Genomic DNA, 25421 nt, shown 5'->3' on the forward strand with positions numbered 1-25421 from the left:
GATCTTGATCGCCGCGAATATCTTTGTTGCAAGAACAACAGGAGGCCATCAATGGCTGAGCAAACCAAGGTCACTCTTCGCGATGGGAACGTGATTCCGCAGATCGGGCTGGGTGTGTGGCAGGTCGACCCCGCCATCACCGAGCGCGTGGTGACCGACGGCATCAAGGCCGGGTATCGCTCGATCGATACGGCCGAGGGTTATGGCAACGAAGAGGGCGTGGGCGCGGCGATCCGCAATGCCGGGGTGGCGCGGAGCGAGCTTTTCATTACTTCCAAGCTTCGCAATGGCGGGCATGCCCGAGACCTGGCGCTCAAGTCGTTCGACGACACGATGAAAAAACTCGGGATCGAGCAGATCGACATGTTCCTCATTCACTGGCCGGTGCCGAGCCAGGACAAGTATGTCGAGGCGTGGAAGGTGTTCGTCGAGTTGCAGAAGCAGGGGCGCATCAAGTCGATCGGGGTTTCGAATTTCAACCCCGACCATATCGAACGGATCGTGGGTGAGACGGGCGTGACGCCAGTGGTCAACCAGATCGAGCTGCACCCGACCTTCCAGCAGACGAAGAACCGGCCGTTCTACAAGCAGCACAACATCGCGGTTGAAAGCTGGAGCCCGCTCGGCAGCGGCGCCGACCTCAAGAACCCGGCGATCGGGGAAATTGCCAACAAGCACGGCAAATCGATCGCGCAGGTGATCATCCGCTGGCACCTGCAGGAAGGGTTCATCGTGATCCCGAAATCCATCCACGCCAACCGCATGCAGGAGAATATCGACGTGTTCGATTTCGAACTGGATGCGGGGGATATGACGCGGATTCGCGGGCTGGACGACCCGAAAGGTCGCGTGGGCGCCGATCCGGCCACGGCGGCGTTCCTGTTTTAAACGTGATGGCGCCTTCGGTTTCCTTCTCCCTTGAGGGAGAAGGTGGCGGCAAAAGCCGTCGGATGAGGGGTCTGCGATGCTGGCCCAAACCCCTCACCCGCCCTTTGGGCACCCTCTCCCTCAAGGGGAGGGGGAAGGTGTGCGGAGGCTACAAGAACAGCTTGAAGCCTTCGTGGCTCTGGTCGAAGCCGAGGCGCTGGTAGAAGCGGTGGGCGTCGACGCGCTTCTTGTTGGATGTGAGCTGCACCATGCCGCAGCCGCGGTCGCGGCATCGCTCGACCGCCCATTGGATCATGCGGCCACCATGGCCCTTGTTGCGCTCGGGCGGGATGATGTGGACGCTCTCGATGAGGCCGCGCCACATGCCCTTGCGGGCGATGCCGGGGAGGAAGGTGATCTGGAGCGTGCCGATGGGCTTGCCCTCGCGCTCGGCGATGATCAGCATCTGGTTGGGATCGGTGATGATGGCCTCGAAGCCCGCGACGTAGCCGGGGCCGGACGGATCGTTGGCATCGTCCATGGGCACGTCGGAGACATCGTCTTCCGCGATCAGGGCCACCATGAAGGGAAGGTCGGCCTTCGTGGCCGGACGATAAACTATGTCTGACAAGGCAGGTCCGCTCAGCTGCAATCGGTATTGCTTGTAGCGGAGAGCAATAGGGGCGGCTAGGCGGGCCGGCGCCTATTTTGCTCGTTCGAAAAAGCTAGGAGGCGCTGCCGAAAACGACTTCGTCGTTCTGCACGACGAACGGCACGTCGCAGGCACTGGCGATGATGGAATCGAGGAAACCCGGGAAACGGGCGTCGAGGTCCTCGCGACGCAGCGTGACGAGGCGCCGGGTACCTTCGGGCTGCACGCGCACGATGCCCGCCTCGCGCAGCTTGGCCAGGTGGTAGCTCAGGCTGGTCTTGGAGCCGAGGCCGTAGAACTGGCCGCAGGTCATGGCCTGTCCTTCGTTGCGCGCCAGGTAGGCGATTATCGCAAGGCGCGTCTCATCGCCGAGCGTGGCGAGTACCTCGGGGAAGGAAATCTGGTCTGCATCAGGGTGCGGCAGCGTCGTCATGCCTCTGAGATAGCGGAGTTGTGGCGGTTTTTCAATTGTTCAAGGAATATTGAACTTCTCCTTGACGGACCGTTCGCCAGAACCATATTGTTCAACGTTCTTTGAACTAAGGAATCTCAAAATGGATTTTCGCCTTTTCTGGCTGGCGCTGGGCGCGTTCGCGGTCGGCACCGGGGCCTTCGTGATCGCCAGTCTCCTGCCGGCCATTGCGAGCGAGACCGGAGTATCCATGGCCCAGGCAGGAACGCTGGTGCTGGCTTTCGCCATCGCCTATGCGGTCGGCGCACCGGTGCTTTCTGCGCTTACAGGTGGCGCGAATCGCCGGCCTGTTCTGGTCGCGTCCATGCTGGTTTTCGGCCTCGCCAATATCGGGGCGGCGTTCTCGCCAAACTTCGAGGGCCTGCTGCTCGCGCGTATCGTGATGGCGGCGGCTTCCGGTCTCTTTGCCTCGGCCGCGCAGGGTGCGGCGGTAACACTGTCGACGCCGCAGACGCGGACGCGGGCCATCTCGGTCATCGTGGGCGGCACCACGCTTTCGGTGGCCTTGGGTGCGCCGATCGGTGCGCTCATCGCCAATGTCATGGATTGGCGCAGCGCCTTCCTGGCCATTGGCGTGGTGGCCCTGCTCGTAGCAGGTGCGCTCCGCCTGATGCTGCCGGCAAGCATGCTGGGTACGCGGCTTTCGCTCGGTGAGCGACTGCTGGTGGCCTTCCGGCCGGGTATCGGCTCGGCGCTGCTGGTGACGATCTTCGCGGTCGGTGCCTCGTTCACGGTCTTCACCTATATCGCCAGCCTCTCCTCCGAAATCGGGCTTTCGCTCTCGCTGATGCCTCTGGTCCTCCTCGCGTTCGGCGTTGGCGCGGCGATCGGCAATTATGCTTCGGGCCAGTTGGCCGACCGGTTCGGCGCGGCCCTGACCGTGCGCTGGGTCATCATCCTGTCGAGCCTGACGCTGGCCGTGTTCTCGGCCGTGGCCTATCTCGTGCCGACGCCGATTGCCGGCTACCTGCTGCTGGGCCTCATGGTGCCGTGGGGCGTCATCGGTTGGGGTTTCCCGCCGGCGCAGAGCAGCCGGCTGGTGAATCTGGCGCCTGAAGCAGCGCCGATCTCGCTCGGGCTCAATGCCTCTGCCGTCTATCTCGGCGTGGCGCTGGGTTCGCTGATCGGCGGGGCCGATATCGCCATGGTGGCCTCGGCCAAAGACCTCGGCTGGGTCGGCGCGGCGATGGGCGTGGTGGCGCTGGCCATCCATCTCTACGCTACGCGCGTGCCGAGGCCGCTCGAGGTCAGGCTGGGTTAGCTGGAAGGCCGGGAGCGATCCCGGCCTTTTCATTGGAAGCCGATGGGATCGACAATGCCGCCGTCGCAGCCGCCATCGGTGGGAGAGGCTGCGGCGATGAGTTCGGCGAGGCTGGCGCCGGGTTTGATCGTGCCGACGAGGCCGATGGTGAGTTCGGTGACGAGGCGGCGATTGCCATCGCGTTCGCACGAGACGCGCACCCGCTGACCGGCACCCGGCCCGAAGGCTTTGTCGAACGCGCCGCGGATTTGGTCCTGCGATACGCGCTTGCCGATATTGCTCGCGAAGAGCTGGCGTACCGCCGATTGGTTCAGCTCATCGAGCACCCAGAGGGCATTGCCGTAATAGGTCTCCTGGTCCTGGCCGGAGCAGGTCCCGTGCTTGGTCCATTCGTGGCGTTCGAGGCTCGAGCGGGTGCCGGGCATGGCTTCGTCCAGCCTGGTGCGGAGGGCGGGGGAGAGATCGACCGAAGGCAGGGACGACCAGCGGCCGGATTTGTCGGCGTTGATGTCCGAGGACGGCACGCCGCAATAGTCGGTCTGCTGCGGCCAGAGGCCGTGCAGGGTGAAATTGGTGGCTTCGAAGCTCTTGCGGCCCTGGTTGCGGCATTCGCGCTTGTCGGGCTGCGTTTCGCAGAAGCCGGGCTGCCAGCTGGCGGCGAAGACATAGCGTTGGGCTGCGGGCGCGAGGGTGGTCCAGGCGGTGGCGGCTGCGATCGCCAGCAGGCCGGCGATCGCGAGCGTGGTCTTGGGTATCGGCAAGGAGGAGGCCTAGCGCTGGGTGACGTAGCCGTCCGGCACGCCATTGGTGGAAAGAACGAATTGCCAGACCTGGATGGCGCGCGAGCGGAAGGCGCCGGCACAGCAGAGCAGGTAGTATTTCCACATGCGGTAGAAGCGCTCTTCCTCGGGATTGCGCTGCTTCTTCCAGTTGCGGTCGAAATTCTCGTACCAGGCGACGAGGGTCTTGTCGTAGTGCGGCCCGATATTGTGGAGGTCGATCACCACGAAAAGGTTCTCGATGGCCTTGCCGATCTGGGTCAGCGAGGGCAGCACGCCGCCCGGGAAAATGTATTTTTCCAGCCAGGGATCGATGGTTTCCTTGGAATCGGGCGAGCCGATCGTGTGGAGCATGAAAAGGCCGTTGTCCGAGATCACTCGGCGCGCGACTTCGAAATAGGTGCGGAAGTTCTTGTGGCCCACATGCTCGAACATGCCCATCGAGACGACGTGGTCGGTCTTGCCCTGGAATTCGCGGTAGTCCTTGACCTGGAATTCGACGGGCAAATCCTTGTAGCGGGCGCGGCCGTACTCGGCCTGGTCGGGCGAGACGGTGACGCCAACGCAATTGGCGCCGTATTTTTCCGCCGCAAAGCCCATGAAGGCCCCCCAGCCGCAGCCGATGTCGAACACCGTCTGGCCGGGCTTCACGCCGATCTTGCGGCAGACCATGTCGAGCTTGGCTTCCTGCGCCTCGTCGACATTGGTGACGCCTTCCGGCCAGTAGCCGCATGAGCCGGTCATGCGCTTGTCGAGGCTCGCCTTATAGGCGTCGGTCTCGTTGTAGTGCATCTGGGCCACGCGCTGGGAGCGGGCCAGGTTCTGCATATTCAGGAAGCGCGCCTGCACGTGCTGCCAGATGAGGTTGGGCGTGATGCGCAGGTGCTTTTCGATATTGGCCCTGAGGATCAGATTGAAGAACTCGGCCATGTCCTCCACGTCCCACCAGCCATCCATATAGGCCTCGCCCAGGCCGAGCGAGCCCTGGGCAAAAATGCGGTTCCAGACGTGGGGATTATTGATCTGCGGGTCCCATGGATTGGGGCCGTTGACAGTGATGCCGGCCTGCGCGAGCAGGGACGTGAGTTGGGCTTCTTGGCTCATCTAAAAACTTCAAAATGTTGAGGAACTTAGGCGAGGAACATGCGCCGCAACGCATTGGTTACGATTGGTTACCAGATCAAGTTTGAGCCGCGATGGCAAGATGGTTTGGGGCAAGCAAAAGGCCGGGATCGCTCCCGGCCCTGATGCATCTGCCAAGCGGTGGTGCCCGCGTCAGGCGACGCTCAGCGTCACGTCGACATTGCCGCGAGTGGCGTTGGAATAGGGGCAGATCTGGTGCGCCTTCTGCACCAGCGCTTCGGCTTGCGCCTTGTCCATGCCGGGGATGGCCACTTCGAGCGCGGCGGCGATGTTGAAGCCGCTGCCCTTGGCGTTTTCGCCGAACGAGACCGTGGCGTGGATTTCGGCGTCGTCGGGGATCGTCACCTTTTCCTGTCGCGCGACGGCCTTGAGCGCGCCCAGGAAGCAGGCGGAATAGCCCATGGCGAAAAGCTGCTCGGGGTTGGTGCCGGGGCCGCCATTGCCGCCCATTTCCTTGGGCGTGTCGAGCGTTACGGCAAGACGTCCGTCGTCAGTATGGCTTTTGCCCGTGCGGCCGCCGGTCGTGGTGGCATGGGCGGAATAAATGGGAGCTTTGATCATCGGGCTATCCTTCGAGTCGATCATTTGCGATATCGAGCACGTAAATTAGTAGCGTACAATTAAATTGTGTGCAATTGAAATGGCGATGATATGATGCGTATTGGGCATAGATGCCCGCAGCAGGACCGGAAATGGGCGACGAACGCGACCTCCTCAGCCTCGACAAGCAATTGTGCTTTGCCGTTTACGCGGCGGGGCACGCCTTCACGCGGTTCTACAAACCGCGGCTCGATGCGCTGGACCTGACCTATCCGCAATACTTGGTTTTCCTCGTGCTCTGGGAAGAGGACGGGCTGACGGTCAAGACGCTGGGCGACCGGCTGTTTCTCGATTCGGGCACGATCACGCCGCTGGTGAAGCGTCTCGAGGCGCGTGGATTGCTGACGCGCAAGCGCGACGACGAGGACGAGCGAAAGGTACGGGTGTTCCTGACCCGTGAGGGGAAGGCGATGCGCGGCAGGGCACTCGCAGTGCCGCTGGCCGTGGTCGGCGCGACCGGGTTGGACAACGCAACCTTCGAACACCTCAAGGGCGAACTCGACCTGTTGCGGGAGAGGCTGGCCGGGGCGGCTTAGCACCCCGGCCTTCCGAACGCTTTAGAGCGTGATGCGGTAGCTGCCGAAGCCGTCGGCGGCTTCGCCGGCATATTCGATCTTGACCGCGGTCACATCGGCCAGGTGTTCCTTGGCCTTGGGACCAGTTTCGAACAGGACGGTCGTGCCCGGGATCGGTGCGAGCGACCAGTTGCTGTCGGCCTTCGGGTTGATAGTCTTCTGGTCCACGATGTAGCGGATGATGATATCGCGGTTCGTGTCCGGACCCTTGAAGACGATCTTCTCCGAATTGATGCCCGGGAAGTTGCCGCCGCCACCGGCGCGGTAATTGTTGGTGGCGACCACGAATTTCTGGGCCGGGTCGATCGGCTTGCCTTCGAACTGCAGGTCGATGATGCGGCTGGCGTCAGGATTGGTGACGCTTTTGCCGTCGGCGGCGTACTTGCTCGGCTGGGTGAGGTCGATCTTGTAGGTCACCCCGTCGATCACGTCGTAATTGTAGGACGGGAAGTCGCCGTTGATGAGCGGCTGGTCGGTGCCGCCCGCGGTCACCTGGTTGAAGATCCCGGCCGAACGCTCCAGCCATTCCTTGACGTCCGCACCGGTGATCAGCACGGCCTGGATGGTGTTCGGATAGAGGTAGAGGTCGGCCACGTTCTTGATGGCAACCGGGCCCACCGGCACGTCGGTGTAGTAATCCGGGCCGCCGCGGCCACCGGCCTTGAACGGGGCAGCGGCCGAAAGCACCGGCACGTTGTCCCACTCGGTGCCCTTCTGCATCTGCTTGATGTACCAGGTCTGGGCCTGGCTCACGATCTGCACGGACGGATCGTCGGCGACGAGCGCGAAGTACGAGTGGAGCGGCGCAGCCGTCTCGCCCACCGGGCGGCGGACATATTCGAGCGTCGCGTCGTGCTCGGACTGGACCGAATCCAGCACCTTCTGCTCGCTCTCGACGAGCGCGGCCACCTTGCCGTCCTTGCGCTCATAGATCGGGCGCGCTTCGGAGGTGAACGAGGCGATCTTCCACTTGCCGTCGGCATCGGCCTGCAGCAGCAGGTCGATCAGGCCCATATGCGAGCCCCAGAAGCCGGCCATGACGGCGGGCTTACCGGCCAGCGTACCCTTCTCGATGTCGGCGCCTTCGAGGTCCTTGAAGTCCGGGCCGGGGAAGACGAGGTGCTGGTGGCCGGTGAGGACCACATCGATGCCATCGACCGCGGCGAGCTGGAGCGAGGCGTTTTCAGACTTGGGGCCGCCGTCGGCCGCAATGCCGGAGTGGGAGAGGGCGACGATGATGTCGGCGCCTTCCGATTTCATCTTGGGCACGTAGGCCTTGGCGGTCTCGACGATATCTCGCGTGTTGACCTTGCCCTCGAGGTGTCCCGCATCCCAGGTCATGATCTGCGGCGGCAGGAAGCCGATGAAGCCGATCTTGAGCGTGTGCTTGTTGCCGGCGCCGTCGACGATTTCCTTTTCGACGATGCGATAGGGCTCGATATAGGTCGTGTCGCTGAGCGGGTCGGCACCCAGTTCGCCCTTGACCAGATTGGCCGAGACGAACGGGAAGTTGGCGCCCTTGCGGGCGGCGTCGAGATATTCGAGGCCGTAGTTAAACTCGTGGTTGCCGAAGGTGGCGACCTCGTAGCCCAGCGTGTTCATGGCGGCGATGGTCGGGTGCAGCTTGTCGCCGTCAAGGCCGCGTTCGTAGGCGACGTAGTCGCCGAGCGGGTTGCCCTGGATGAGGTCGCCGTTGTCGATGAGGATGGAGTTGCCGGCCTCGGCACGAATGCCGTCGACCAGCGTAGCAGTGCGCGCCAGACCCATGGTGTCGTTGGGGGCGTCGGCGAAGTAATCATAGGGGAAAACGGCGACGTGGATGTCGGTCGTCTCGATCAGGCGTAGGTGGGCTTCGTTGGCCTGGGCCAGCGCCGCGAAGGGGTGCATGACCACCACGGCACCCGTTGCTGCCGTTCCGGCGAGGAAGGCGCGGCGGGATATACTGCTTCCAAACTTCATAGAGATGCTCCTTTTGTCCCCAAATGGGCAAAGCTAACCCGTGCTCCCGCCATCGATTTTTCGATTTGCGGGTGCCACTTTTCAGCAGTTCTGACGTTCTAACGTGACGAGAGCACGACACTTTGACCAAATGGTCAAGACCTCCAAAGGGAAATTCGTGACCGCCACGAAACCTTGGTGGTAACATCGAGTCGGGCCCCGGCAAGGAGAACGGCATGAAGTGGCAGGGACGCGAGCGCAGCTCCAATATCGAGGACCGTAGATCCCAGGGTGGAGGCGGGCTGGGTGGCGGCTTCGGGGGCGGCATGGGCTCGGGCGGCGGCTTCCGCATTCCGACCAGCGGCCGCGCCGGTGGCGGGCTTGGTGGCATCGGCCTCATCGTGGTCATCGGCATCATCTGCCTGGCGCTGGGTATCAACCCGCTCAGTCTTCTCGACGGAAGCCTGTCGACCAGCAATTCCTCCTTCCAGGAATCGCGGCCCTTGCCCAATGCCGGGCAGGATCAACTCGCCGATTTCGTGGGCGTGGTGGTCAAGGACACCGAGACGGTCTGGACCGATATCTTCAAGGCCAATGGCGCGACTTATGTGCCGCCCAAGGTGGTGCTGTTCAGCAGCCAGACGCAATCCGGGTGCGGCGTGGCGGATGCCAATAGCGGCCCGTTCTACTGCCCGAACGACCAGAAGGTTACATCGATCTCTCGTTCTACAACCAGTTGCGCCAGCAGTTCGGCGCTCCGGGCGACTTCGCCCAGGCTTACGTGCTGGCCCATGAAGTCGGCCACCACGTGCAGAACCTCACTGGTGTCCTCCCCGAATTCAACCGCCGCCGCCAGGCGATGAGCGACGCGCAGGCCAATGCCTACTCGGTGCGTGTGGAGCTGCAGGCCGACTGCTATGCTGGCGTCTGGGCCAACCGCATCGGCCAGGAAAACCTGCTCGACCAGGGCGACGTTGAAGAAGCGATCACGGCGGCCAACGCTATTGGTGACGACACGCTGACACGCGGCACGGTTTCGTCCCGCAATTTCACCCATGGTACCTCGGCCCAGCGCATGGCCTGGCTCAAGCGCGGCATACAGTCGGGCAATCCGGGTGATTGCGACACGTTCTCGGGCAATATCTGACCCGTCCAGCCATCATGATGCCGCCGCGCTGGAAGTGCGGCGGCATTTGCATGCCGTCTTCGGGAGGCGGCTAGGGTCCTTACTCAATTGCACCGGTAGATGAAGTTGCGATGGCCGCCCCACTATCGGACTTCCCCGGACTTGATCCGGGGCCCATTGCCATTCTCCACTCGAGTGGAGGAATCCGTAGGCCCCGGCTCTGCGGCCGGGGAAGTTCAGTGGGTGTGGCGCGGCCGATGGACAGCGCTTCCGTTGGCATCCGTCGAATAGGAAGATAAGGCGCTCTTGGGTGCCGGGACTTATTGAGTACGGACCCTAGGCGACCTCGATGACGATCTTGCCGTGGCCGTGGCCCGCGTCGAGCTCGCGATGCGCCTCGATGATCTCGTTCATCGGATAGATACGGCGAACGTTGGCCTTGAGCTGGCCCTTGGCAGCGAGGTCGAGAAGCCGGGCGAGCCGTATGCCGTCGCGGACGCCTTCGACGCTTCTTATGCCGAGCTGCCTGGTTCGGCCCATATCGCCGAGCGTGGCGATGCGGTCGAGGGGAACGCCGAGGGTCAGCGACAGGTCGAGCGTCGGTCCGCCGACGCAATCGAGGATGGCGGTCAGGCCATGAGGCGCAGCGGCGACGATGCGCTCGCGCAGGCCCTCGCCATAGACCAGCGGACTTGCGCCCAGGCTGGCGATATAAGCCTGGTTGGCCTGGCTGCCCGTACCGATGACCTTGGCGCCGCGCTGCACCGCGATCTGCGTTGCAAAGGAGCCGACGCCGCCGGCTGCACCGTGGATGAGAAGCGTGTCTCCTGGACCGATGCCGAGGGACTCGATTGCTGTATCGGCGGTCTGAGCGGTGCCTGAGAGGGTTGCCGCCTCGGCGAATGACAGCGTCTCGGGCTTCCGGGCGATGTCGACGGCAGGAACGATCACGTATTCGGCGACGGCACCAAAGGCGCGGCGACCAGCCACGGCATCGCCGGGCGAGAAGCCGGTTACGTCCGCGCCGAGGGCATCGATAATGCCGGAAAACTCGTTGCCGGTGGTTACAGGGAGCGTGGTGCCGGGCGGCAGGGGAATCTGCCCGATGCGGACGCGGCGGTCGAAGGGCTGGATTGCGGCCGCCCTGACCCGAACGCGGACTTCGCCGCGGCCGGGTTCTGGGATCGGGATGTCGTCGATGGAGAGAACCTCTGGGCCGCCGAAACTAGCGAAACGGGCAGCACGCATGAGATCGCTCCTTGATCAGTTTCAGGCGCCGGCCTTGGGATGCTCCGGCTTCTGTTCCATGCCCTTCTGCGCGCGCACGTGGTTGAGGAAGCGCGTGAAGAGGTAGTGGCTGTCGTGCGGGCCGGGGCTCGATTCCGGGTGGTACTGCACCGAGAAGATCGGCTTGCCGTCCACGGCAAGGCCCGCATTCGAGCCGTCGAAGAGCGAAATGTGGGTCTGCGTGACCCCACCCGGCAGCGTGTCGGCGTCCACGGCAAAGCCGTGGTTCATCGAGGTGATCTCGACCTTGCCGGTGGTCAGGTCCTTGACCGGGTGGTTAGCGCCATGGTGGCCCTGATGCATCTTGGAGGTCGTGCCGCCCAGGGCAATGCCGAGGAGCTGGTGGCCCAGGCAGATGCCGAAGATCGGCTTGCCGGTTTCCATCAGCTTCTGGATGGTCGGAACGGCATACTTGCCGGTCGCGGCCGGATCGCCAGGGCCGTTGGAGAGGAAGATGCCGTCGGGATTGTGCGACATGATATCGGCGGCCGTGGCAGTTGCCGGCACGACGGTGACGCGGGCACCCTGGTCGGCCAGAGAACGCAGGATGTTGCGCTTGGCGCCGTAGTCGACGGCCACCACGTGGAATTCCGGGTTCTCGAGCGTGCCGTAGCCCTTGCCCCATTCCCAGCGGGTCTGGTCCCAATGGTAGGTCTGCGCCGTGGTCACTTCCTTGGCGAGATCGAGACCTTCGAGGCCCGGGAAGGCCTTGAGCTCGGCCATGATCGAGGGCTCGTGGAAGTGGCCGTCGGGCGCGTGGGCAATGACGCCGTTCGGCATGCCGTGCTCGCGGATGCGGGCGGTCAGGGCGCGGGTGTCGATACCGGCGATGCCGATGATGTTGCGGGCCTTGAGCCAGGCATCGAGGCGCTGGACAGCGCGGTAGTTCGACGGGTTGGTGATGTCGGCCTTGAGCACTGCACCGCGGACGCCCGAGAGCGCCGCCATGTTCACCGTCTCGATGTCTTCGTCATTCGCGCCCACATTGCCGATATGGGGGAAGGTGAAGGTGATGATCTGGCCGGCATAGGAGGGGTCCGTGAGGATTTCCTGGTAGCCGGTCATCGCCGTGTTGAAGCAGACTTCGCCGGCCGCGTGGCCGATGGCGCCGATGCCATGACCCTCAAGGCGCGTCCCATCCGCCAGGATCAGAAGTGCGGTCGCGGGGGATTGCTGCCAGCCGGTCACGGTGGGTCTCCAAATTTCTGCGCAGTGTCGATTGAGGCTTCCTCATAGAAGCCGAGGCAATGCCGCGCAAGTGGCAATGCGTCGCTATTGCGCTATATGGTGCGCGAAAATGCGAGGAAAAGAGCGAATGCCCAGCCCGGTGAGCAATCATATCGGCGGCGTCTTCGTGCCCGTGCGTGACATAGAGGCGGCGCGGGACTGGTATTGCGGCATTCTCGGGCTTGAGCCGGGTGAGGTGCTGTTCGGTCACATCTATGTGCTGCCGATGCGCGACGGCAGCGGGCTCGTGCTCGACAGCAAGGGATTCGAGCGTCCGCACGATGCCAAGCCGGTTTTTCACTTCATGACCAAAGACATCGGCGCCGCTTACACCTATATGCGTGACACGGGCGTCGAACTCGTTGGCGAAATCGTGGACGGCGTCTTCTTCAACTTCAAGGATCCGGACGGTAACCTGCTCATGGTTGCCGACGTTCCGCTTGCACCCAGGAGCTAAGCCATGCGCGGAGAAATCAGCGAGAGCCTCAAGGCGGCGCTCAAGGCCAGGGATGCCCGGCGCACACAGACGCTGCGCCTGATCAACTCGGCCATCAAGGACAAGGACATCGCCATCCGCACCGAGAATCGCGGTCCGGCGACGAACGAAGAGATTCTGCAGATCATGCAGAAGATGGTGAAGCAGCGCGAAGAGAGCTTCGCCATCTATGCCCAGGCCGGGCGCAATGACCTTGCCACCATCGAGAAGGAAGAGATCGACATCATCAACGAGTTCCTGCCCAAGGGGCTGGCCGAGGATGAAGTCGATACCGCTATTGCCGCGGCCATCAAGATGGTTGGGGCCGAAGGCCCCAAGGACATGGGCAAGGTCATCGGCCAGCTCAAGATCGACTATCCGGGCCGGATCGATTTCGGCAAGGCCAGCGCCAAGGTCAAGGCAGCGCTGAGCGCTCTCGGCTAAACCGCCTCACACTCCGCTTGCGGCTTCGCCGGCGTCTCGAAATTCCAAGAGACGACGGCGATGGCCGCGGCGGCCAGCGATACGGCCGACCCGATCCAGGCCAGGCTCACATACCCCCAGCCATGATCGAGCGCTGCTGCGCCGATCGAGGCTCCCAGCGCGATGCCGAGGTTGAACGCTGTCGGGATGAGCGGGGAGGCGAGGTTCGGCGCGTCGGCCGAGGCCCTGAGAATGCGCGTCTGCACCGGCGCGCCGAAGCCGAAGCTCAGGCCCGACCACAGGAGAATGCAGATGCCCATGGCGATGGCGTGATAGCTCGACAGCGCCATGGCGGCGTAGACCACGGTCAGCGCCAGCAGCATGCCGATGAGCGAGGGCATCAGCTTCCAGTCGGCAAGTCGACCGCCGACCAGCACGCCGATGGTGGACCCCACTCCGAACAGCAACAGCAGCCAGGGCACGAGGTTCTGCGGCACGTGGGTGACAGTGATGAGGTAGGGCGCGATATAGGTGAATACCGCGAACTGGCCGATCATGGCCACGATGATGATCGCGAAGGACAGCAGGATCACGGGCCGGCCGAGTACCTTGAACTGGGCGGAAAGGCTCGTGCGTTCGTGCGAGGCCTCGGGCTTGTCGGCCGGCAGCAGCAGCATGATGGCCAGAAGCGAGAGGAGGCCGAGGAGGCCCACCGCCCAGAACGTCGCGCGCCAGCCGAGCGCGTTGCCGATGGCGGTGCCGCCAGGAACGCCCAGGATATTGGCGACGGTAATGCCGGCCAGCAGCATGGACACCGCGCTACCTGCCTTCTCGGGCGCCACGAGGCGCGTCGCAACGATCGCCGCCACGCCGAAAAACGCGCCGTGGCCGATCGAAACCAGAAGGCGCGCCGCCATCAGCATTGGGTAGTTGGGCGCAATGGCGCAGAGGGCTTGCCCGATGGTGAAGACGGCGATGAGCGCGAGAATGGTATTGCGGCGCGAATAGCGGCTGGTGAGCAGCGTCACGATGGGGCCGCCCACGGCGACGCCGATGGCATAGGCCGTGATGAGGAAGCCGGCTGTCGGGATGGAAACGCCGAGATCGACCGAGACCTCGGGCAGGAGGCCGGCAATGACGAATTCGGCGGTGCCGATACCGAAGGCCGCAAGGAAAAGCGCGATCAGGGGAAGGGGCATAGACTTTCACGTCCGCCCGATGGCGGTTCCTATAATGAGATAAAGATGTCTTTATATCCCTTCTGCCGTTCCATCAATGGTCGGCATCGCTTGGCGTGAAGGCGAATTCGAGCTGGGCGTTGATGATGGCGCCCATGACGAGGATGAGGATGGAATTGTAGAGCCAGAGCATGAGGATCACGGCGGCGGTCAGCGTGCCGAAGGTGACGTCATAATGTCCGAAATTCTCGACATAGAAAGAAAAGGCGGCGCTCACCACGATCCAGGCCAGGGCCGCGACGATGGCGCCGGGCCAGATCCAGCGCACGCGGCGCGGCCGCCGATCGGGCGCGAAGCGGTAGAAGAAGGCGAAGCCGAGCGTCGAGAAGACGAAGAGCGCCGGCCAGCGGAAGAACAGCAGACGGCTCGGATCGGCCACGATGAAGGGCAGACGGAAGATTGCAGGCATGGCCGCGATGGCGCCGAGGCTGACGATGAGGCAAAAGCCGCCGATCAAGGTTACCAGGAACGACGCGAGGATGCCGCCAAGTAGCGAGCGGCGATCCTGGCTGTGATGCGTGCGTGAGACGGCGTACAGCAGCGCATTTATGCCGCGCGATCCGCTCCAGAGTGCCACGGCCGCCGAGATGGCGAGACCGATGCTCAGGTTCTGCGTCGGTTCATTGACCAGCTTGAGCAATTGCCCATGGATAAGGTCCAGCGCATCGGACGGCACCAGTCCGCGCAGGCGCTCGGCCGCGCTGGCGATGAAATCGCCGGTCACCAGAAGGCCGAAGGCGAAAACGATGATGGCAAGCGCCGGGAACAGCGAGAGAAAAGCGAAGAACGCGGCGCCCGCGCAGCGCAGCGAGGTATCCATATCGAAGAGCTGCAGGAAGATGCGCCAGCAGATGGTTGCCCATTTCCGACGCCGGATCAGGCGCGGCACAGGAATGTCGGACGGAGCGTTCAAGGCAGTGTTCCTCTCTCGCCGGCGGGACGGTCAGCCTAAATGTAGCGACTTTCTGCGATGGTCAAAACGCGAATCCGGCATATACTGCAACGCAATACTAGGTCGGAGGGTACTATGACGGATATAGTCGACGGCCAGTCTTCTGGCTTCTGGGCAATCGCCATTCGCGGCGCGATCATGGTGATCGCCGGGCTCGTTGCTCTCTTTGCACCCATTCAGGCCCTGGCTACCCTGGTGATGATCGGCGGTGCGCTGATGATCATCGATGGGGCGCTCGGGCTCTGGGGGCTGCTCTTCGGCGGCAAGCGCACCCAGAGTTTCTGGGCTTCGGTAACGCGGCAATTGCTGGCGGTCATCGCCGGCCTGCTTGTCGTGTCGTTTCCGGTGGTGGCGACCTCGATCGGTGTCTCGACGATGGTGATCATCGTGGGGATCATCTCGATCCTTGTCGGCGCGCTCGAAATCTATGTGGCCTATATCAGCCGCAAGATCATCCGGGAGGGCACCTATTGGCCGTCCGTGCTGAGCGGGCTGGCCTATGTCGCCTTCGGTATCCTGATCATGGTGATGCCGCTGACCATGGCCTCCATCGTCATCCGCCTCGTCGGACTGCTGGTACTGCTCTACGGCCTGTTCCAGCTCTTCCTCGCCTGGCAATTGCGGCGCGTCTGAGGCTTGCCGGCGGGAGGACAGCCTCCCGCCCTTTCAATACGCCGTATCGTCTCCGGCTGCATCTATCCCTCTGATCTTGATTGACAGCATCTGGCGTGCTGCAAGTCAGCGGGGATAACTTTGCTCCCTGGGGCCAAAAACCGCGTTGGGCTTGGGTGACAAGCGGTAAGTACGCGCTTACTTATCCCTCATGCGCTTTTCCGACAGCTTTCTGGATGAGATCCGTCAACGCCTGCCTATTTCGCAGGTGGTGGGCGAGCACGTCCTTTGGGACAAGCGCAAGAGCCAGCCCGGACGTGGGGATTTCTGGGCGTGCTGTCCATTCCACGGCGAGAAGAGTCCCAGCTTTCACGCCGATGACCGGCGCGGCAGCTACCACTGCTTCGGTTGCGGGGCGCATGGCGACCATTTCCGGTTTCTGACTGAAAAGACCGGGATGAGCTTCCCCGAGGCCGTCGAACGGCTGGCGGGAATGGCCGGCGTGCCGATGCCGGCCCGCGACGAGCGCGCCGAAAAGCGCGAGGCGGTGCGGCGTTCGCTCTATGACGTCATGGAACTGGCGACCAAATATTTCGAGGCGGCGCTGGCGCATAATATCGGTGCGCGGGCCCGGGGATACCTTTTCGAGCGCGGAGTATCGGCGCAGGCACAGACGCGGTTTCGCATCGGTTATGCACCTGACAGCAGCAACGGGCTCAAGGAGCATCTGGCGCTTAACGGCGTGACAGCGCAGGAAATGGTGGATGCCGGCCTCGTCGTCGTCCGCGAGGACAGCCCGCTTCCCTATGATCGCTTCCGCAATCGCGTGATGTTTCCGATCACCGATTTCCGCGGGCGCGTGATCGCCTTCGGCGGACGCGCCATGTCGCCCGACGTGCCGGCCAAGTATCTCAACTCGCCTGAGACCGAACTCTTCCACAAGCGGCAGACACTCTATAACGGGCAGAACGCCCGGCAGGCGGCCAATGACGGCAAGACGGTGATCGTCGTCGAGGGCTATCTCGACGTGATCTCGGCGGTGATGGCCGGGTTCGAGGGCGCCGTCGCTCCGCTCGGTACGGCCATGACGGAGGAACATGCAGCGCTTCTTTGGCGCATGAGCGACAGCCCCGTCCTCTGTTTCGATGGCGACAGCGCCGGCCTGCGGGCGGCCGAGCGCGCAGCCGGCATCGTGCTGCCGCTGCTGCAGCCGGGCAAGACCGTGCGTATCGCCACGCTCCCCGAGGGGCTCGATCCGGACGATCTCATCAAGAAGCACGGGCGCGATGCGTTTACCGATGTCATCGACAGGGCGGTGGCGCTTTCGGACACCGTGTGGAACATCGAGACACGCGGCGTGCTGCCTGAAACACCCGAGGCGCGAGCGGCGCTCGAGGCGCGATTGCGCGAGCGGGCCAATTCGATCGGCGACAGCTCGGTCAAGCGGCACTATATGCAGGCGTTCGACGAAAAGCTGCAGGCCTTCTTCGCTCCGCAGCGCGGTGCGCGGTTCGAGGGCGGGCGCGGCGGCAAGTTCGGGCAGGGTGGCGCCCAGCGTGGCGGCCTTTCCGGGCGCGGGTCGCCCCGGCTCGTGGTGTCGGACACGCTACGCAATTCGCGGCTGCTCAAACCCGGGCTGACAGCCGACGCGACGCCGCGCGAAGCGACCATCATCCTCAGCCTCGTCAACCATCCGCACCTGGCCGAAATCCGGCTGGAGATGCTGGCGGCACTCGATTTCGAGACGCCTACCGCGCGAGGCATACTCACGGCTATCCTCGATATCATTTCGCGCGATCACGAGATCGGTCGCGAATCCTTGATCGAGGCCCTGGGGCTGCGCAATTTCGGTGAACCACTAGACCGTATGAGGCGGTTGCTGGCACGCCAGGGCGTGTGGCAAATCGGAGAGGAAATCGCGCAAGCGGACGCGGAAACCGGACTAACGCACGCCTTGGCCTTGCATAACAAGAAAGTTCAGCTAAATAGGGAGCTGAAGGCAGCCGAATTAGCGCTGGGCGATGACCCGAGCGAAGAAACCTTTGAGAGGCTGCGGGACATCCAGAACCAGATAACCACTGTCGATGGCACAGAGGCATTGATCGAAGGATTTGGTTCGCTATCGGGACGCGCAACACGCAGTTTCTAGAAAAATTTCTAGGGGCGGCGCGTCGCGCGATTTTGCTCATGAGCGAATCACTCCCGAGGGCGAACGCGAACCGGCACCGTTAACTGCTGGTTTACCACTCCTTTATCTTTCCTTGAGCTATCCCCACGTAAGAGCATTACCGGCACCCGACGGATCAACGGGGCCAGGGAGCACAAGATGGCCACAAAGGCAGCGAACGCAAAGCAGAAAGAGACCGAGAAGCCGGAAGGCGGCGCAGCCCCCGAGGCGCCCGATACTTCCCCACTCGATCTTTCCGATGCCGCGGTCAAGAAGCTGATCAAGGTCGCCAAGAAGCGCGGCTACGTCACTTATGAAGAATTGAACTCGGTCCTGCCCTCCGAAGAAGTCTCTTCCGAGCAGATCGAGGATATCATGGCCATGTTCTCGGACATGGGCATCAACGTCGTCGACGAGGACGAGGTCGAAGAGGCCGAGCCCGACACCGAGGAAGAGAGCACCGAAGTCGCCGAGCGCACCGGCACGGCGGTTGCCAGCAAGTCCAATACCCGCGAAGGCAGCGATCGTACGGACGATCCGGTCCGCATGTACCTGCGCGAAATGGGCTCGGTGGAACTGCTCAGCCGCGAGGGCGAAATCGCCATCGCCAAGCGCATCGAGGCCGGCCGCGAGACCATGATCGCGGGCCTGTGCGAAAGCCCGCTGACCTTCCAGGCCATCATCATCTGGCGCGACCAGCTCGCTGCCGGTGAAATCCTGCTGCGCGACATCATCGATCTCGAAGCCACTTATGCCGGCCCCGATGCCAAGCAGGCAGCGCCTGTGATGCAGGAAGTGGTCGAGAAGGCTCCTGCCGTCGAAGCCAAGCCCGCCAAGGCCAAGGAGGCCCCCAAGAAGCGCGCATCGGGCGACGACGAGGATGATTACGTCCCCGAGGAGCCAGAGGCTCCGCAGGATCCGGTGGAAGAGGAAGACGACGACTTCGAGAATTCGCTGTCGCTGTCGGCCATGGAAGCCGAGCTCAAGCCGCAGGTGGTGGAAACCTTCGACCGCATTGCCGAGGCCTATGGCAAGATGCGTCGCATGCAGGACCAGCATGCCGAGGACCGCGCTGCCCAGAAGGTATCGAACGCGGCAGACGTCAAGCAGGTGGAAGCGCTCCGCGGCGAAGTGATCGCCGACGTGAAGTCGCTCTCGCTCAATGCCAGCCGTATCGAAAGCCTGGTCGAGCAGCTCTACGACATCAACAAGCGTCTCGTGCGCCTCGAAGGTCGCCTGCTGCGCCTGGCCGAGAGCTATGGCATCAAGCGCGAGACGTTCCTCCAGGCCTATTACGGCTCGGAAGTCGATCCCGGCTGGACCGTCTCGGTCGGCGAGCGCGATGACAAGGGTTGGGCCGAATTCATCCGGCGCGAACTCGACACCATCAACGAAATCCGCGGTGACATCTCGACTCTCGCGACCGAAACTGGTCTCGATATCGCCGAATACCGCCGCATCGTGCACAAGGTGCAGAAGGGCGAGCGCGAAGCTGCCATCGCCAAGAAGGAGATGGTGGAAGCCAACCTCCGTCTCGTGATCTCGATCGCCAAGAAGTATACGAACCGCGGGCTGCAGTTCCTGGACCTGATCCAGGAAGGCAATATCGGCCTGATGAAGGCCGTCGATAAGTTCGAGTATCGGCGCGGCTACAAGTTCTCGACCTATGCGACGTGGTGGATTCGCCAGGCGATCACCCGCTCGATCGCCGACCAGGCGCGCACCATTCGTATTCCGGTGCACATGATCGAGACGATCAACAAGATCGTGCGCACGAGCCGCCAGATGCTCCACGAAATCGGCCGCGAACCGACGCCGGAAGAGCTCAGCGAAAAGCTGCAGATGCCGCTCGACAAGGTCCGCAAGGTCCTGAAGATCGCCAAGGAGCCGATCTCGCTCGAAACGCCGATCGGCGATGAAGAAGACAGCAACCTGGGCGATTTCATCCCGGATGTGAACGCCATCCAGCCGATCGATGCGGCCATCCAGTCGAACCTGCGCGAGACGACGACCCGCGTGCTGGCTTCGCTGACCCCGCGTGAAGAGCGCGTGCTGCGCATGCGCTTCGGCATCGGCATGAACACGGACCACACCCTCGAAGAGGTGGGCCAGCAGTTCTCGGTGACGCGCGAGCGTATCCGCCAGATCGAAGCCAAGGCGCTCCGCAAGCTCAAGCACCCCAGCCGGTCGCGCAAGCTGCGCAGCTTCCTGGATAACTGACGCCTGCCAGTGCAATTAACTGCAAAGGCGGCCGCGGCCGCCTTTGTCTTATGGAGGAGAACCCGATGTCGTTTCTGAAGTCCCTTTTCGGCGGTGGGAAGACCGCGGCGCCGCAAGGCGACAAGGCTCTCGCCCAAGAGGACTACAAGGGGTTCGTGATCAAAGCGATCGCTATGTCCTCGGGTAGCGAGCACCAGCTTGCCGGCACGATCGAGAAAGAGATCGGCGGCGAACTCAAGAGCTACAAGTTCGTTCGGGCCGACAAGTTTTCGTCGCGCGAAGACGCCACGTCGCTGTCGCTGGCCAAGGGCCGCCAGCTCGTGGACGAGCAGGGCGACAAGCTCTTCAATTAAAGCCGCGTTCTCGCGGCCAGAAACTCAGATACAGGAGGCCAGTATGGCTAAGAAGCCGACTGCACGGCAGGAATTCGTTTTGTTCGACGTCATCTACGAGGATGGCAGCCAGCGTTCAAATCGGCGTGTTCCGGCCGATGTTTTGGGTGGCCTCGATGGCGATGAGCCGGCGCGCGAAGTCATCATGGAGCAAGACCGTTCCATCGCTGAGAAGTCCGGCCTGCCTCCGTTGCAGATCAAATTGATCAAACGATCCGACGCTAAGTAATTTGGCTGTTGATCCTCGAAAAAAGCAATATTCAATTTAGTTTGTTGTCGCTCTCAGACTTGCTATAGGAGACGTCCAATCGCGGGGGAGATTGGGCCAACCCTATGGTCAGGTACAGTCTGAGTGCCAGGCGAACCGCCGAGCAAGGTTCACTGGCCAGGTGCAAGGACGCGGCGCTGAGTTTCAGCACCGATCCGGGTGGGACGCTGAGGAGTTTCGGCGCAGTCGATCTCCTCTTGGCTTCGGTGGCAGCATGCCTGCTGGCGAGTGTGGAGCGATACCTGCCCGACGTCTGCCAGAACGAGGTGACGGTGGATGTGCGGGCGCTCAGCCAGTCCTATCCGCCCGAAATCGTGGCCATCAGCTATTCCATAGAAGTCGATACGGAAGAGACGCAGATGCAGCTCGACCGGCTCCACTCCGTCGTGCGTAAGCACGGCGAAGTGGTCAATACGCTGTCTCTGGCCATACCGATCAGCGGCTCGATCCGCAGGCGTGGCGCGCCCGATCCGGCCGAGCCGCAACCGGCTTAGCCGAGCGCCTTGTCGATGGCCGGCTTCACCACCGTGCCGAAGAGCTCGATGGCCTTCATGACCTTGTCGTGCGGCACCGTGCCCACGCTCAGTTGCAGGCCGAAACGGTCGTGCTTGAACCATTCGTGCTGCATCAGGATCTTGTCGATCACTTCCTGCGGGCTCCCCATGAAGTAGGCGCCCTCGGGCTTGGAGCCGTTGACGAACTGCTCCTTGGTGCCCGGCGCCCAGCCGCGCTCGCGGCCGATCCTGGCCATTGCGGCGTGGTGCGAGGGGTAGGCGATCTCGATGGCGTCCTGCGAATTCTCGGCGATGAAGCCGTGCGAGGAAATGCCGACCGGCAGCGTCTTCGGATCCTTGCCAAGCTTCTCGGCGGTCTCGCGATAGAACTGCACGAGCGGGGCGAACTGGCGCGGATAGCCGCCGATGATGGCGATCATCAGGGGCAGGCCGTAATAGGCCGCGCGAGCCACCGAATTGGGCGTGCCGCCCACGGCGATCCAGAGCGGAATCGGGTCCTGCACCGGCTTGGGGTAGATCTCGATGCCGGGAATGGGCTTGGTGTGATCGCTGCCCGCCCACTCGACCTTGCCGCCCTTGCGAATCTCGATGAGCTCAGCGAGCTTTTCCTCGAACAGGTCGTCGTAGTCGTTGAGGTTGTAGCCGAAGAGCGGAAAGCTCTCGATGAACGAACCGCGGCCGGCCATGATCTCGGCGCGTCCGTTCGAGAGCAGGTCGAGGGTCGAGAACTGCTGGTAGACGCGGATGGGATCGTCCGAGGAGAGGACGGTCACGGCGGTCGAAAGCCGGATGCTCTTGGTGCGCGCGGCGGCGGCCGCGAGAATGGTGACGGGCGAGGACGCGACGAAATCGGGGCGATGGTGCTCGCCCAGGCCATAAAAATCCAGGCCGAGCTGGTCGGCCAGTTCGATTTCTTCGAGCAGGTCCTTGAGGCGTTCGGCGGGAGACTGCAGGCGATCGCCGTTCAGCGGATCGGGCGTGTTCTCCGCGAAGGAATAAAGGCCGAGTTGCATGACGTTTCCTTTCGGTTCGCGCCAGACATGGCGTTTCGGGCGATGGGCATCAAGACGGCACAATATGGTAACCGCCCCTCTGGTTGCATGGGAGAAAACCGCAGGCCGATGAGCGACAAGATCGACTTCCGCAAGAGCCTCAAGACGCTCTACCAACCTTCGGCAAAGGCCTTCGAACTGATCGAAGTGCCGGCCATGCAGTTCGTGATGGTGGATGGAGCCGGCAACCCCAATACCGCCGAGGCCTATAAGCACGCGCTCGAATGGCTGTATGCCACGAGCTACGCCCTCAAGTTCGCCGTACGCCACGCAACCGGCCAGGACTACGTCGTGCCACCGCTCGAGGGGCTCTGGTGGTCCGAGGACATGGAAAGCTTCATCCGCCGCGACAAGGATCGCTGGCGGTGGGCCATGATGATCATGGCGCCAGATTTCGCCTCAGCCGCGCTCTACGAGACCGCCGTCGAGAAGGCACGCGGGAAACTCGGCGAGAACCCTGCCAGCCTCAGGCTGGAGCGCTACGAGGAAGGGCTTTCCGTCCAGATCCTGCACATCGGCAGCTATGACGATGAAGGGCCGACGCTGGCGCAGCTGCACGACGAGTTCATGCCGCAGAACGGCCTTGTCGCGACCGGGCACCACCACGAGATCTATCTCTCCGATGCCCGCAAGACAGCACCTGAGAAACTCAAGACCATTCTGCGGCAACCTGTCGCCCGCGCATAAGAACAAGCCCCGGCGGGGCGGCCGGGGCTTTTGCTTCAGAGGGAGGGGACTGAAGCTTGGGAAGTCTTTTTATTGGGCAGGAGCCGCGGGAGTTGCGGGCTCAGCCGGGGTGGCGGGCTGTGCAGCAGGAGCTGCCGGCTCAGTAGCCGGGGCCGCCGGAGTTGGGGTTTCCGTGCTCGGTGCCGGCGTAGCCGGGGCCTGAGTCATCGGGGTCGTGGTCGTTTCGGTGCTCGGAGCCATCGGCGTCGTAGTGGTATTCGTGCTCGGCGCAGCAGGCGTCGTCGGATTATCGGCCGGAGCCGTAACCGAAGGGCTGGTGGTTGTCGTCTGGTTTACGGTCGCCGGTCCGGAGTTGGACGAGAAGACCAGATAGCCGATCGCCAGAAGGGCAAGGACTACGATGATGCCGATGAACCAGCCGGTACCGTTGCCTTCCCGGGTATAGGTTGTCCGGTTGGCGTTAGCATTGTCGCTATAAAGTGGATCACGGTCCGGATTAGCCATGATGTCTCTCCGTGTTACATCTGCTATGCCGGAAGAAACGCGGGCTGGTTTGAATAGTTCCCAATCGCGTGATCGGATGATTTTTGCCAGAAAATCAGTCGGTTACCTTTCTGCGCTCGTTCAGTTCGTGGCAAAATTGTGCCCGATTACTGCCGGATCACCTGCAGACTCCTCGCGCGACCTGCCGATGCTTGCGGCGTGGCGCCTGCTTGCACGCAATTTTGGGCTTGTGCGGAAGATGGGGAATAGCGGGTAGACGCCACATGGCGGCCCGTTTGTCGTGTTGCCTTCGCCGCCGGGGCCTCGCAGATTGCTGCGAGGTGGGGAGATCGTCATGGCGAGTCCGGAAGCACATATCGAGATCGCACGCCTGTTTGCCGAGCGGCAGGAGGAGGATGTGCCGTTGGCCATTGCCCGCCGCAACTGGGAGGAAGAGGCCGGCAAGCTGCCGCTGCCCGAGGGTGCGCAGTTCAAGCCGGTCATAGCCGGCGGCGTTCCGTCCGAGTGGATGGATATGCCCGGCTCCGATCCCCGCCGGGTTTTCCTGTTCCTGCATGGAGGCGGCTACAATGCCGGCTCGCCCAAGACGCACCGCAAGCTCGCCGCGCTCCTGGCGCAGGCAACGGGAACGCGCGTGCTCATGCCCGATTATCGCCTGGCGCCTGAGCATCCCTTCCCCGCCGCAGTCAAGGATGCGCTTCTCGCCTTCGGCTGGCTGCTGAGCGAGGGGTTCAAACCGTCCGATATCATCGTGGGCGGTGATTCCGCCGGCGGCGGGCTCGCCCTTTCGATGCTGCTCGCCTTGCGCGAGGCGGGCGCGGAGATGCCGCGTGCGGCGGTGCTGCTGGCGCCCTGGACGGACCTCACCGTTTCCAGCCTCTCCTACGAGCGCCTGCGCGAGAATGATCCGATCATCGTGCCCGAGCGGCTTCGACGCGCCGGCACATGGTATGCTGGCCGCCGCGATCCGCGCGATCCCATGGCGTCCCCGATGTTCGCCGATCTGGCCGGCCTGCCGCCCATGTTGATCCATGCCGGCGGCAATGAGGTGATGCTCGATGATAGCGCGGTCTTCGCCGAACGCGCCCAGGCGGCGGGCTGCGATGTGACGTTCAAGATCTGGCCCGAGCTTTGGCATGTCTTCCATCACGCTGCGCCGGACGTTCCCGAGGCGTCGGAGGCGATAGCCGAGATCGGCGCCTATGTGCACAGGGCCTACGATCGCCCATGAGCGAGATCGACCGCGAAGCTATCTTCACCGCTCTGGCCGACCCGAGCCGCCGACTGATCCTCACGCGGCTTCAGGCCCGGAACGGGCAGACACTGAGCCAGTTGGGCGAAGGCCTGCCGATCACCCGCCAGGCGGTAAGCAAGCATCTGAAAATCCTCGAGACGGCCAATCTGCTGTTCAGCGAAAAAAGCGGCCGCGAACGGCTGCATTTCCTCAACCCAGTACCGCTGCGCGCCGTGGCCATCCGCTGGCTCGAACGCTTCGACGAGACCCCGATGGGCCTGCTGGCACAAAGGGAGAAGGGTGGAAAGAGGGGCGGGTAAGAGGCTATGGCCCTAGTGCCCACACCCCTTCACCCCGGGGTTTTTGCTTGCGCTACGGAGTGTTACCCTCAGCCCATTCAGCAATGAGGGTTATCGATGCTTGAAAAGCTTCTGAGGTTTGACGAGTTCATTTTTCCCCAGGTCACCAAGATCATCTACTACATCGGTCTTGCGCTGATCGCCCTGTTTGCGGTGCTGGGGGCGCTGGGCGCGTTGTTTGCCGGGATTTCGCAGGGCAATTTCGGTGGCGGCCTGATTGGGTTGGTCGGGGCGCTCATCGGTGGAGCCGTCGGGGTGCTGGTCTGGCGCATCACCGTCGAATTGTGGACAGTGGTGTTCTCCATCCACGATATTCTCAAGGACATTCGGGACCGCAAGAGCGGTCTCTAGGATGACAAAAGGCCGGACCCGAAGGTCCGGCCTTTCGCTTTGGCG

At 63.0% G+C, this 25421-nt stretch carries 26 protein-coding genes and 1 pseudogene; 16 read left to right on the forward strand and 11 right to left on the reverse strand.

Translation table 11 applies throughout. The features are described 5' to 3' along the window. Positions 1 to 51 precede the first annotated feature (51 nt). Positions 52 to 888, forward strand: a complete 837-nt coding sequence (locus JNE37_RS14425) for an aldo/keto reductase (protein ID WP_203063453.1) — start codon at positions 52 to 54, stop codon at positions 886 to 888. A gap of 148 nt (positions 889 to 1036) precedes the next feature. On the opposite strand, the gene JNE37_RS14430 is transcribed toward JNE37_RS14425, so the two are convergent. Then, positions 1037 to 1498 carry a GNAT family N-acetyltransferase gene (locus tag JNE37_RS14430; protein WP_246513289.1) on the reverse strand — a complete coding sequence of 154 codons (462 nt, stop codon included), beginning with the start codon at positions 1496 to 1498 and terminating at the stop codon, positions 1037 to 1039. Positions 1499 to 1592: 94 nt separating this feature from the next. Beyond that, positions 1593 to 1952 carry an ArsR/SmtB family transcription factor gene (locus JNE37_RS14435; RefSeq protein WP_035028203.1) on the reverse strand — a complete coding sequence of 120 codons (360 nt, stop codon included), beginning with the start codon at positions 1950 to 1952 and terminating at the stop codon, positions 1593 to 1595. 121 nt (positions 1953 to 2073) lie between these two features. Between JNE37_RS14435 and JNE37_RS14440 the strand changes: the two genes are divergently transcribed. Continuing rightward, positions 2074 to 3252, forward strand: coding sequence for an MFS transporter (locus tag JNE37_RS14440; RefSeq protein ID WP_035028189.1), 1179 nt, complete (start codon positions 2074 to 2076; stop codon positions 3250 to 3252). A 29-nt stretch (positions 3253 to 3281) separates the two neighbouring features. Here JNE37_RS14440 and JNE37_RS14445 read toward each other — a convergent pair whose 3' ends face one another. The 3 genes from JNE37_RS14445 to JNE37_RS14455 form a co-directional block, all read right to left on the reverse strand. Continuing rightward, entirely contained in the window at positions 3282 to 4013 is a 732-nt protein-coding gene (locus JNE37_RS14445) for a ribonuclease T2 family protein (RefSeq protein ID WP_246513291.1), read from the reverse strand. 9 nt (positions 4014 to 4022) lie between these two features. Next, positions 4023 to 5135: a cyclopropane fatty acyl phospholipid synthase gene (cfa, locus tag JNE37_RS14450; protein ID WP_203063454.1), complete on the reverse strand. Its 1113-nt coding sequence runs from the start codon at positions 5133 to 5135 to the stop codon at positions 4023 to 4025. 171 nt (positions 5136 to 5306) lie between these two features. Beyond that, on the reverse strand, positions 5307 to 5735 hold the full coding sequence (locus JNE37_RS14455) for an organic hydroperoxide resistance protein (protein ID WP_035028696.1): 429 nt from the start codon (positions 5733 to 5735) through the stop codon (positions 5307 to 5309). A gap of 131 nt (positions 5736 to 5866) precedes the next feature. Here JNE37_RS14455 and JNE37_RS14460 point away from each other — a divergent pair, with 131 nt between their 5' ends. Then, a complete protein-coding gene (locus JNE37_RS14460; RefSeq protein WP_203063455.1) occupies positions 5867 to 6310 on the forward strand; it encodes a MarR family winged helix-turn-helix transcriptional regulator in 444 nt (147 codons plus the stop codon). 21 nt (positions 6311 to 6331) lie between these two features. Here JNE37_RS14460 and JNE37_RS14465 read toward each other — a convergent pair whose 3' ends face one another. Further along, entirely contained in the window at positions 6332 to 8308 is a 1977-nt protein-coding gene (locus tag JNE37_RS14465) for a bifunctional 2',3'-cyclic-nucleotide 2'-phosphodiesterase/3'-nucleotidase (protein WP_035028170.1), read from the reverse strand. A 215-nt stretch (positions 8309 to 8523) separates the two neighbouring features. Here JNE37_RS14465 and ypfJ point away from each other — a divergent pair. After that, positions 8524 to 9434 (forward strand): annotated as a pseudogene (gene ypfJ / locus JNE37_RS14470) (KPN_02809 family neutral zinc metallopeptidase). Positions 9435 to 9749: 315 nt separating this feature from the next. Here ypfJ and JNE37_RS14480 read toward each other — a convergent pair. Then, entirely contained in the window at positions 9750 to 10661 is a 912-nt protein-coding gene (locus tag JNE37_RS14480) for an NADP-dependent oxidoreductase (RefSeq protein ID WP_203063460.1), read from the reverse strand. A gap of 21 nt (positions 10662 to 10682) precedes the next feature. Beyond that, positions 10683 to 11888 (reverse strand): glutamine-hydrolyzing carbamoyl-phosphate synthase small subunit, encoded by a 1206-nt coding sequence (gene carA / locus JNE37_RS14485; protein ID WP_035030568.1) that lies wholly within the window; start codon positions 11886 to 11888, stop codon positions 10683 to 10685. 127 nt (positions 11889 to 12015) lie between these two features. Between carA and JNE37_RS14490 the strand changes: the two genes are divergently transcribed. Both JNE37_RS14490 and JNE37_RS14495 read left to right on the forward strand, forming a co-directional pair. After that, positions 12016 to 12384, forward strand: a complete 369-nt coding sequence (locus JNE37_RS14490) for a VOC family protein (RefSeq protein ID WP_203063462.1) — start codon at positions 12016 to 12018, stop codon at positions 12382 to 12384. Between the two features lie 3 nt (positions 12385 to 12387). Beyond that, positions 12388 to 12846 (forward strand): GatB/YqeY domain-containing protein, encoded by a 459-nt coding sequence (locus JNE37_RS14495; RefSeq protein ID WP_203063464.1) that lies wholly within the window; start codon positions 12388 to 12390, stop codon positions 12844 to 12846. Here JNE37_RS14495 and JNE37_RS14500 read toward each other — a convergent pair. Both JNE37_RS14500 and JNE37_RS14505 read right to left on the reverse strand, forming a co-directional pair. Continuing rightward, a complete protein-coding gene (locus JNE37_RS14500) occupies positions 12843 to 14024 on the reverse strand; it encodes an MFS transporter (RefSeq protein ID WP_203063466.1) in 1182 nt (393 codons plus the stop codon). The two genes, JNE37_RS14495 and JNE37_RS14500, sit on opposite strands and share 4 nt — an antisense overlap. A 73-nt stretch (positions 14025 to 14097) precedes the next feature. Next, positions 14098 to 14976 carry a YihY/virulence factor BrkB family protein gene (locus JNE37_RS14505; protein ID WP_035030556.1) on the reverse strand — a complete coding sequence of 293 codons (879 nt, stop codon included), beginning with the start codon at positions 14974 to 14976 and terminating at the stop codon, positions 14098 to 14100. Positions 14977 to 15090: 114 nt separating this feature from the next. On the opposite strand from JNE37_RS14505, the gene JNE37_RS14510 reads away from it, so the two are divergent. The 6 genes from JNE37_RS14510 (at position 15091) to JNE37_RS14535 (ending at position 21168) form a co-directional block, all read left to right on the forward strand. Then, entirely contained in the window at positions 15091 to 15648 is a 558-nt protein-coding gene (locus JNE37_RS14510; RefSeq protein WP_035030553.1) for a DUF308 domain-containing protein, read from the forward strand. Between the two features lie 190 nt (positions 15649 to 15838). Further along, positions 15839 to 17776, forward strand: a complete 1938-nt coding sequence (dnaG, locus tag JNE37_RS14515) for a DNA primase (RefSeq protein ID WP_203063468.1) — start codon at positions 15839 to 15841, stop codon at positions 17774 to 17776. Between the two features lie 177 nt (positions 17777 to 17953). Beyond that, complete coding sequence (gene rpoD / locus JNE37_RS14520; protein WP_035030547.1) at positions 17954 to 20014, forward strand: RNA polymerase sigma factor RpoD; 2061 nt, start codon at positions 17954 to 17956, stop codon at positions 20012 to 20014. Between the two features lie 65 nt (positions 20015 to 20079). Continuing rightward, entirely contained in the window at positions 20080 to 20367 is a 288-nt protein-coding gene (locus JNE37_RS14525; RefSeq protein WP_203063470.1) for an HlyU family transcriptional regulator, read from the forward strand. Positions 20368 to 20410: 43 nt separating this feature from the next. After that, positions 20411 to 20635, forward strand: coding sequence for a hypothetical protein (locus JNE37_RS14530; protein ID WP_035030541.1), 225 nt, complete (start codon positions 20411 to 20413; stop codon positions 20633 to 20635). A 104-nt stretch (positions 20636 to 20739) separates the two neighbouring features. Continuing rightward, entirely contained in the window at positions 20740 to 21168 is a 429-nt protein-coding gene (locus tag JNE37_RS14535; protein WP_081840432.1) for an OsmC family protein, read from the forward strand. Here the strand turns inward: JNE37_RS14535 and JNE37_RS14540 are convergent. Beyond that, positions 21165 to 22202 carry an LLM class flavin-dependent oxidoreductase gene (locus JNE37_RS14540; RefSeq protein ID WP_203063472.1) on the reverse strand — a complete coding sequence of 346 codons (1038 nt, stop codon included), beginning with the start codon at positions 22200 to 22202 and terminating at the stop codon, positions 21165 to 21167. The two genes, JNE37_RS14535 and JNE37_RS14540, sit on opposite strands and share 4 nt — an antisense overlap. Before the next feature lie 108 nt (positions 22203 to 22310). Here JNE37_RS14540 and JNE37_RS14545 point away from each other — a divergent pair, with 108 nt between their 5' ends. From JNE37_RS14545 to JNE37_RS14560, 4 genes are all read left to right on the forward strand, one after another. Beyond that, positions 22311 to 22928, forward strand: coding sequence for a GyrI-like domain-containing protein (locus JNE37_RS14545; protein ID WP_203063474.1), 618 nt, complete (start codon positions 22311 to 22313; stop codon positions 22926 to 22928). An 838-nt stretch (positions 22929 to 23766) separates the two neighbouring features. Further along, the gene (locus JNE37_RS14550) at positions 23767 to 24663 is read left to right on the forward strand and encodes an alpha/beta hydrolase (RefSeq protein ID WP_203063476.1); all 897 of its coding nucleotides are present in this window, start codon (positions 23767 to 23769) and stop codon (positions 24661 to 24663) included. After that, on the forward strand, positions 24660 to 24986 hold the full coding sequence (locus JNE37_RS14555; RefSeq protein ID WP_197030179.1) for an ArsR/SmtB family transcription factor: 327 nt from the start codon (positions 24660 to 24662) through the stop codon (positions 24984 to 24986). Before JNE37_RS14550 ends, JNE37_RS14555 begins: the two co-directional genes overlap by 4 nt. 96 nt (positions 24987 to 25082) lie before the next feature. After that, the gene (locus JNE37_RS14560; protein ID WP_035030529.1) at positions 25083 to 25376 is read left to right on the forward strand and encodes a DUF4282 domain-containing protein; all 294 of its coding nucleotides are present in this window, start codon (positions 25083 to 25085) and stop codon (positions 25374 to 25376) included. Positions 25377 to 25421: the final 45 nt, after the last annotated feature.

Origin of the sequence: Paradevosia shaoguanensis (genome assembly GCF_016801025.1) — a bacterium.
Lineage (GTDB): Bacteria > Pseudomonadota > Alphaproteobacteria > Rhizobiales > Devosiaceae > Paradevosia > Paradevosia shaoguanensis.

What these genes read in the sequence shown, in the direction of transcription:
- JNE37_RS14425 (WP_203063453.1), top strand. Translation starts at nt 52, where the DNA reads ATGGCTGAGCAAACCAAGGTCACTCTTCGCGATGGGAACGTGATTCCG.
- JNE37_RS14435 (WP_035028203.1), bottom strand. Translation starts at nt 1,952, where the DNA reads ATGACGACGCTGCCGCACCCTGATGCAGACCAGATTTCCTTCCCCGAG.
- JNE37_RS14440 (WP_035028189.1), top strand. Translation starts at nt 2,074, where the DNA reads ATGGATTTTCGCCTTTTCTGGCTGGCGCTGGGCGCGTTCGCGGTCGGC.
- cfa (WP_203063454.1), bottom strand. Translation starts at nt 5,135, where the DNA reads ATGAGCCAAGAAGCCCAACTCACGTCCCTGCTCGCGCAGGCCGGCATC.
- JNE37_RS14455 (WP_035028696.1), bottom strand. Translation starts at nt 5,735, where the DNA reads ATGATCAAAGCTCCCATTTATTCCGCCCATGCCACCACGACCGGCGGC.
- JNE37_RS14460 (WP_203063455.1), top strand. Translation starts at nt 5,867, where the DNA reads ATGGGCGACGAACGCGACCTCCTCAGCCTCGACAAGCAATTGTGCTTT.
- JNE37_RS14465 (WP_035028170.1), bottom strand. Translation starts at nt 8,308, where the DNA reads ATGAAGTTTGGAAGCAGTATATCCCGCCGCGCCTTCCTCGCCGGAACG.
- JNE37_RS14480 (WP_203063460.1), bottom strand. Translation starts at nt 10,661, where the DNA reads ATGCGTGCTGCCCGTTTCGCTAGTTTCGGCGGCCCAGAGGTTCTCTCC.
- JNE37_RS14490 (WP_203063462.1), top strand. Translation starts at nt 12,016, where the DNA reads ATGCCCAGCCCGGTGAGCAATCATATCGGCGGCGTCTTCGTGCCCGTG.
- JNE37_RS14495 (WP_203063464.1), top strand. Translation starts at nt 12,388, where the DNA reads ATGCGCGGAGAAATCAGCGAGAGCCTCAAGGCGGCGCTCAAGGCCAGG.
- JNE37_RS14500 (WP_203063466.1), bottom strand. Translation starts at nt 14,024, where the DNA reads ATGCCCCTTCCCCTGATCGCGCTTTTCCTTGCGGCCTTCGGTATCGGC.
- JNE37_RS14510 (WP_035030553.1), top strand. Translation starts at nt 15,091, where the DNA reads ATGACGGATATAGTCGACGGCCAGTCTTCTGGCTTCTGGGCAATCGCC.
- dnaG (WP_203063468.1), top strand. Translation starts at nt 15,839, where the DNA reads ATGCGCTTTTCCGACAGCTTTCTGGATGAGATCCGTCAACGCCTGCCT.
- rpoD (WP_035030547.1), top strand. Translation starts at nt 17,954, where the DNA reads ATGGCCACAAAGGCAGCGAACGCAAAGCAGAAAGAGACCGAGAAGCCG.
- JNE37_RS14525 (WP_203063470.1), top strand. Translation starts at nt 20,080, where the DNA reads ATGTCGTTTCTGAAGTCCCTTTTCGGCGGTGGGAAGACCGCGGCGCCG.
- JNE37_RS14530 (WP_035030541.1), top strand. Translation starts at nt 20,411, where the DNA reads ATGGCTAAGAAGCCGACTGCACGGCAGGAATTCGTTTTGTTCGACGTC.
- JNE37_RS14535 (WP_081840432.1), top strand. Translation starts at nt 20,740, where the DNA reads ATGGTCAGGTACAGTCTGAGTGCCAGGCGAACCGCCGAGCAAGGTTCA.
- JNE37_RS14540 (WP_203063472.1), bottom strand. Translation starts at nt 22,202, where the DNA reads ATGCAACTCGGCCTTTATTCCTTCGCGGAGAACACGCCCGATCCGCTG.
- JNE37_RS14545 (WP_203063474.1), top strand. Translation starts at nt 22,311, where the DNA reads ATGAGCGACAAGATCGACTTCCGCAAGAGCCTCAAGACGCTCTACCAA.
- JNE37_RS14550 (WP_203063476.1), top strand. Translation starts at nt 23,767, where the DNA reads ATGGCGAGTCCGGAAGCACATATCGAGATCGCACGCCTGTTTGCCGAG.
- JNE37_RS14555 (WP_197030179.1), top strand. Translation starts at nt 24,660, where the DNA reads ATGAGCGAGATCGACCGCGAAGCTATCTTCACCGCTCTGGCCGACCCG.
- JNE37_RS14560 (WP_035030529.1), top strand. Translation starts at nt 25,083, where the DNA reads ATGCTTGAAAAGCTTCTGAGGTTTGACGAGTTCATTTTTCCCCAGGTC.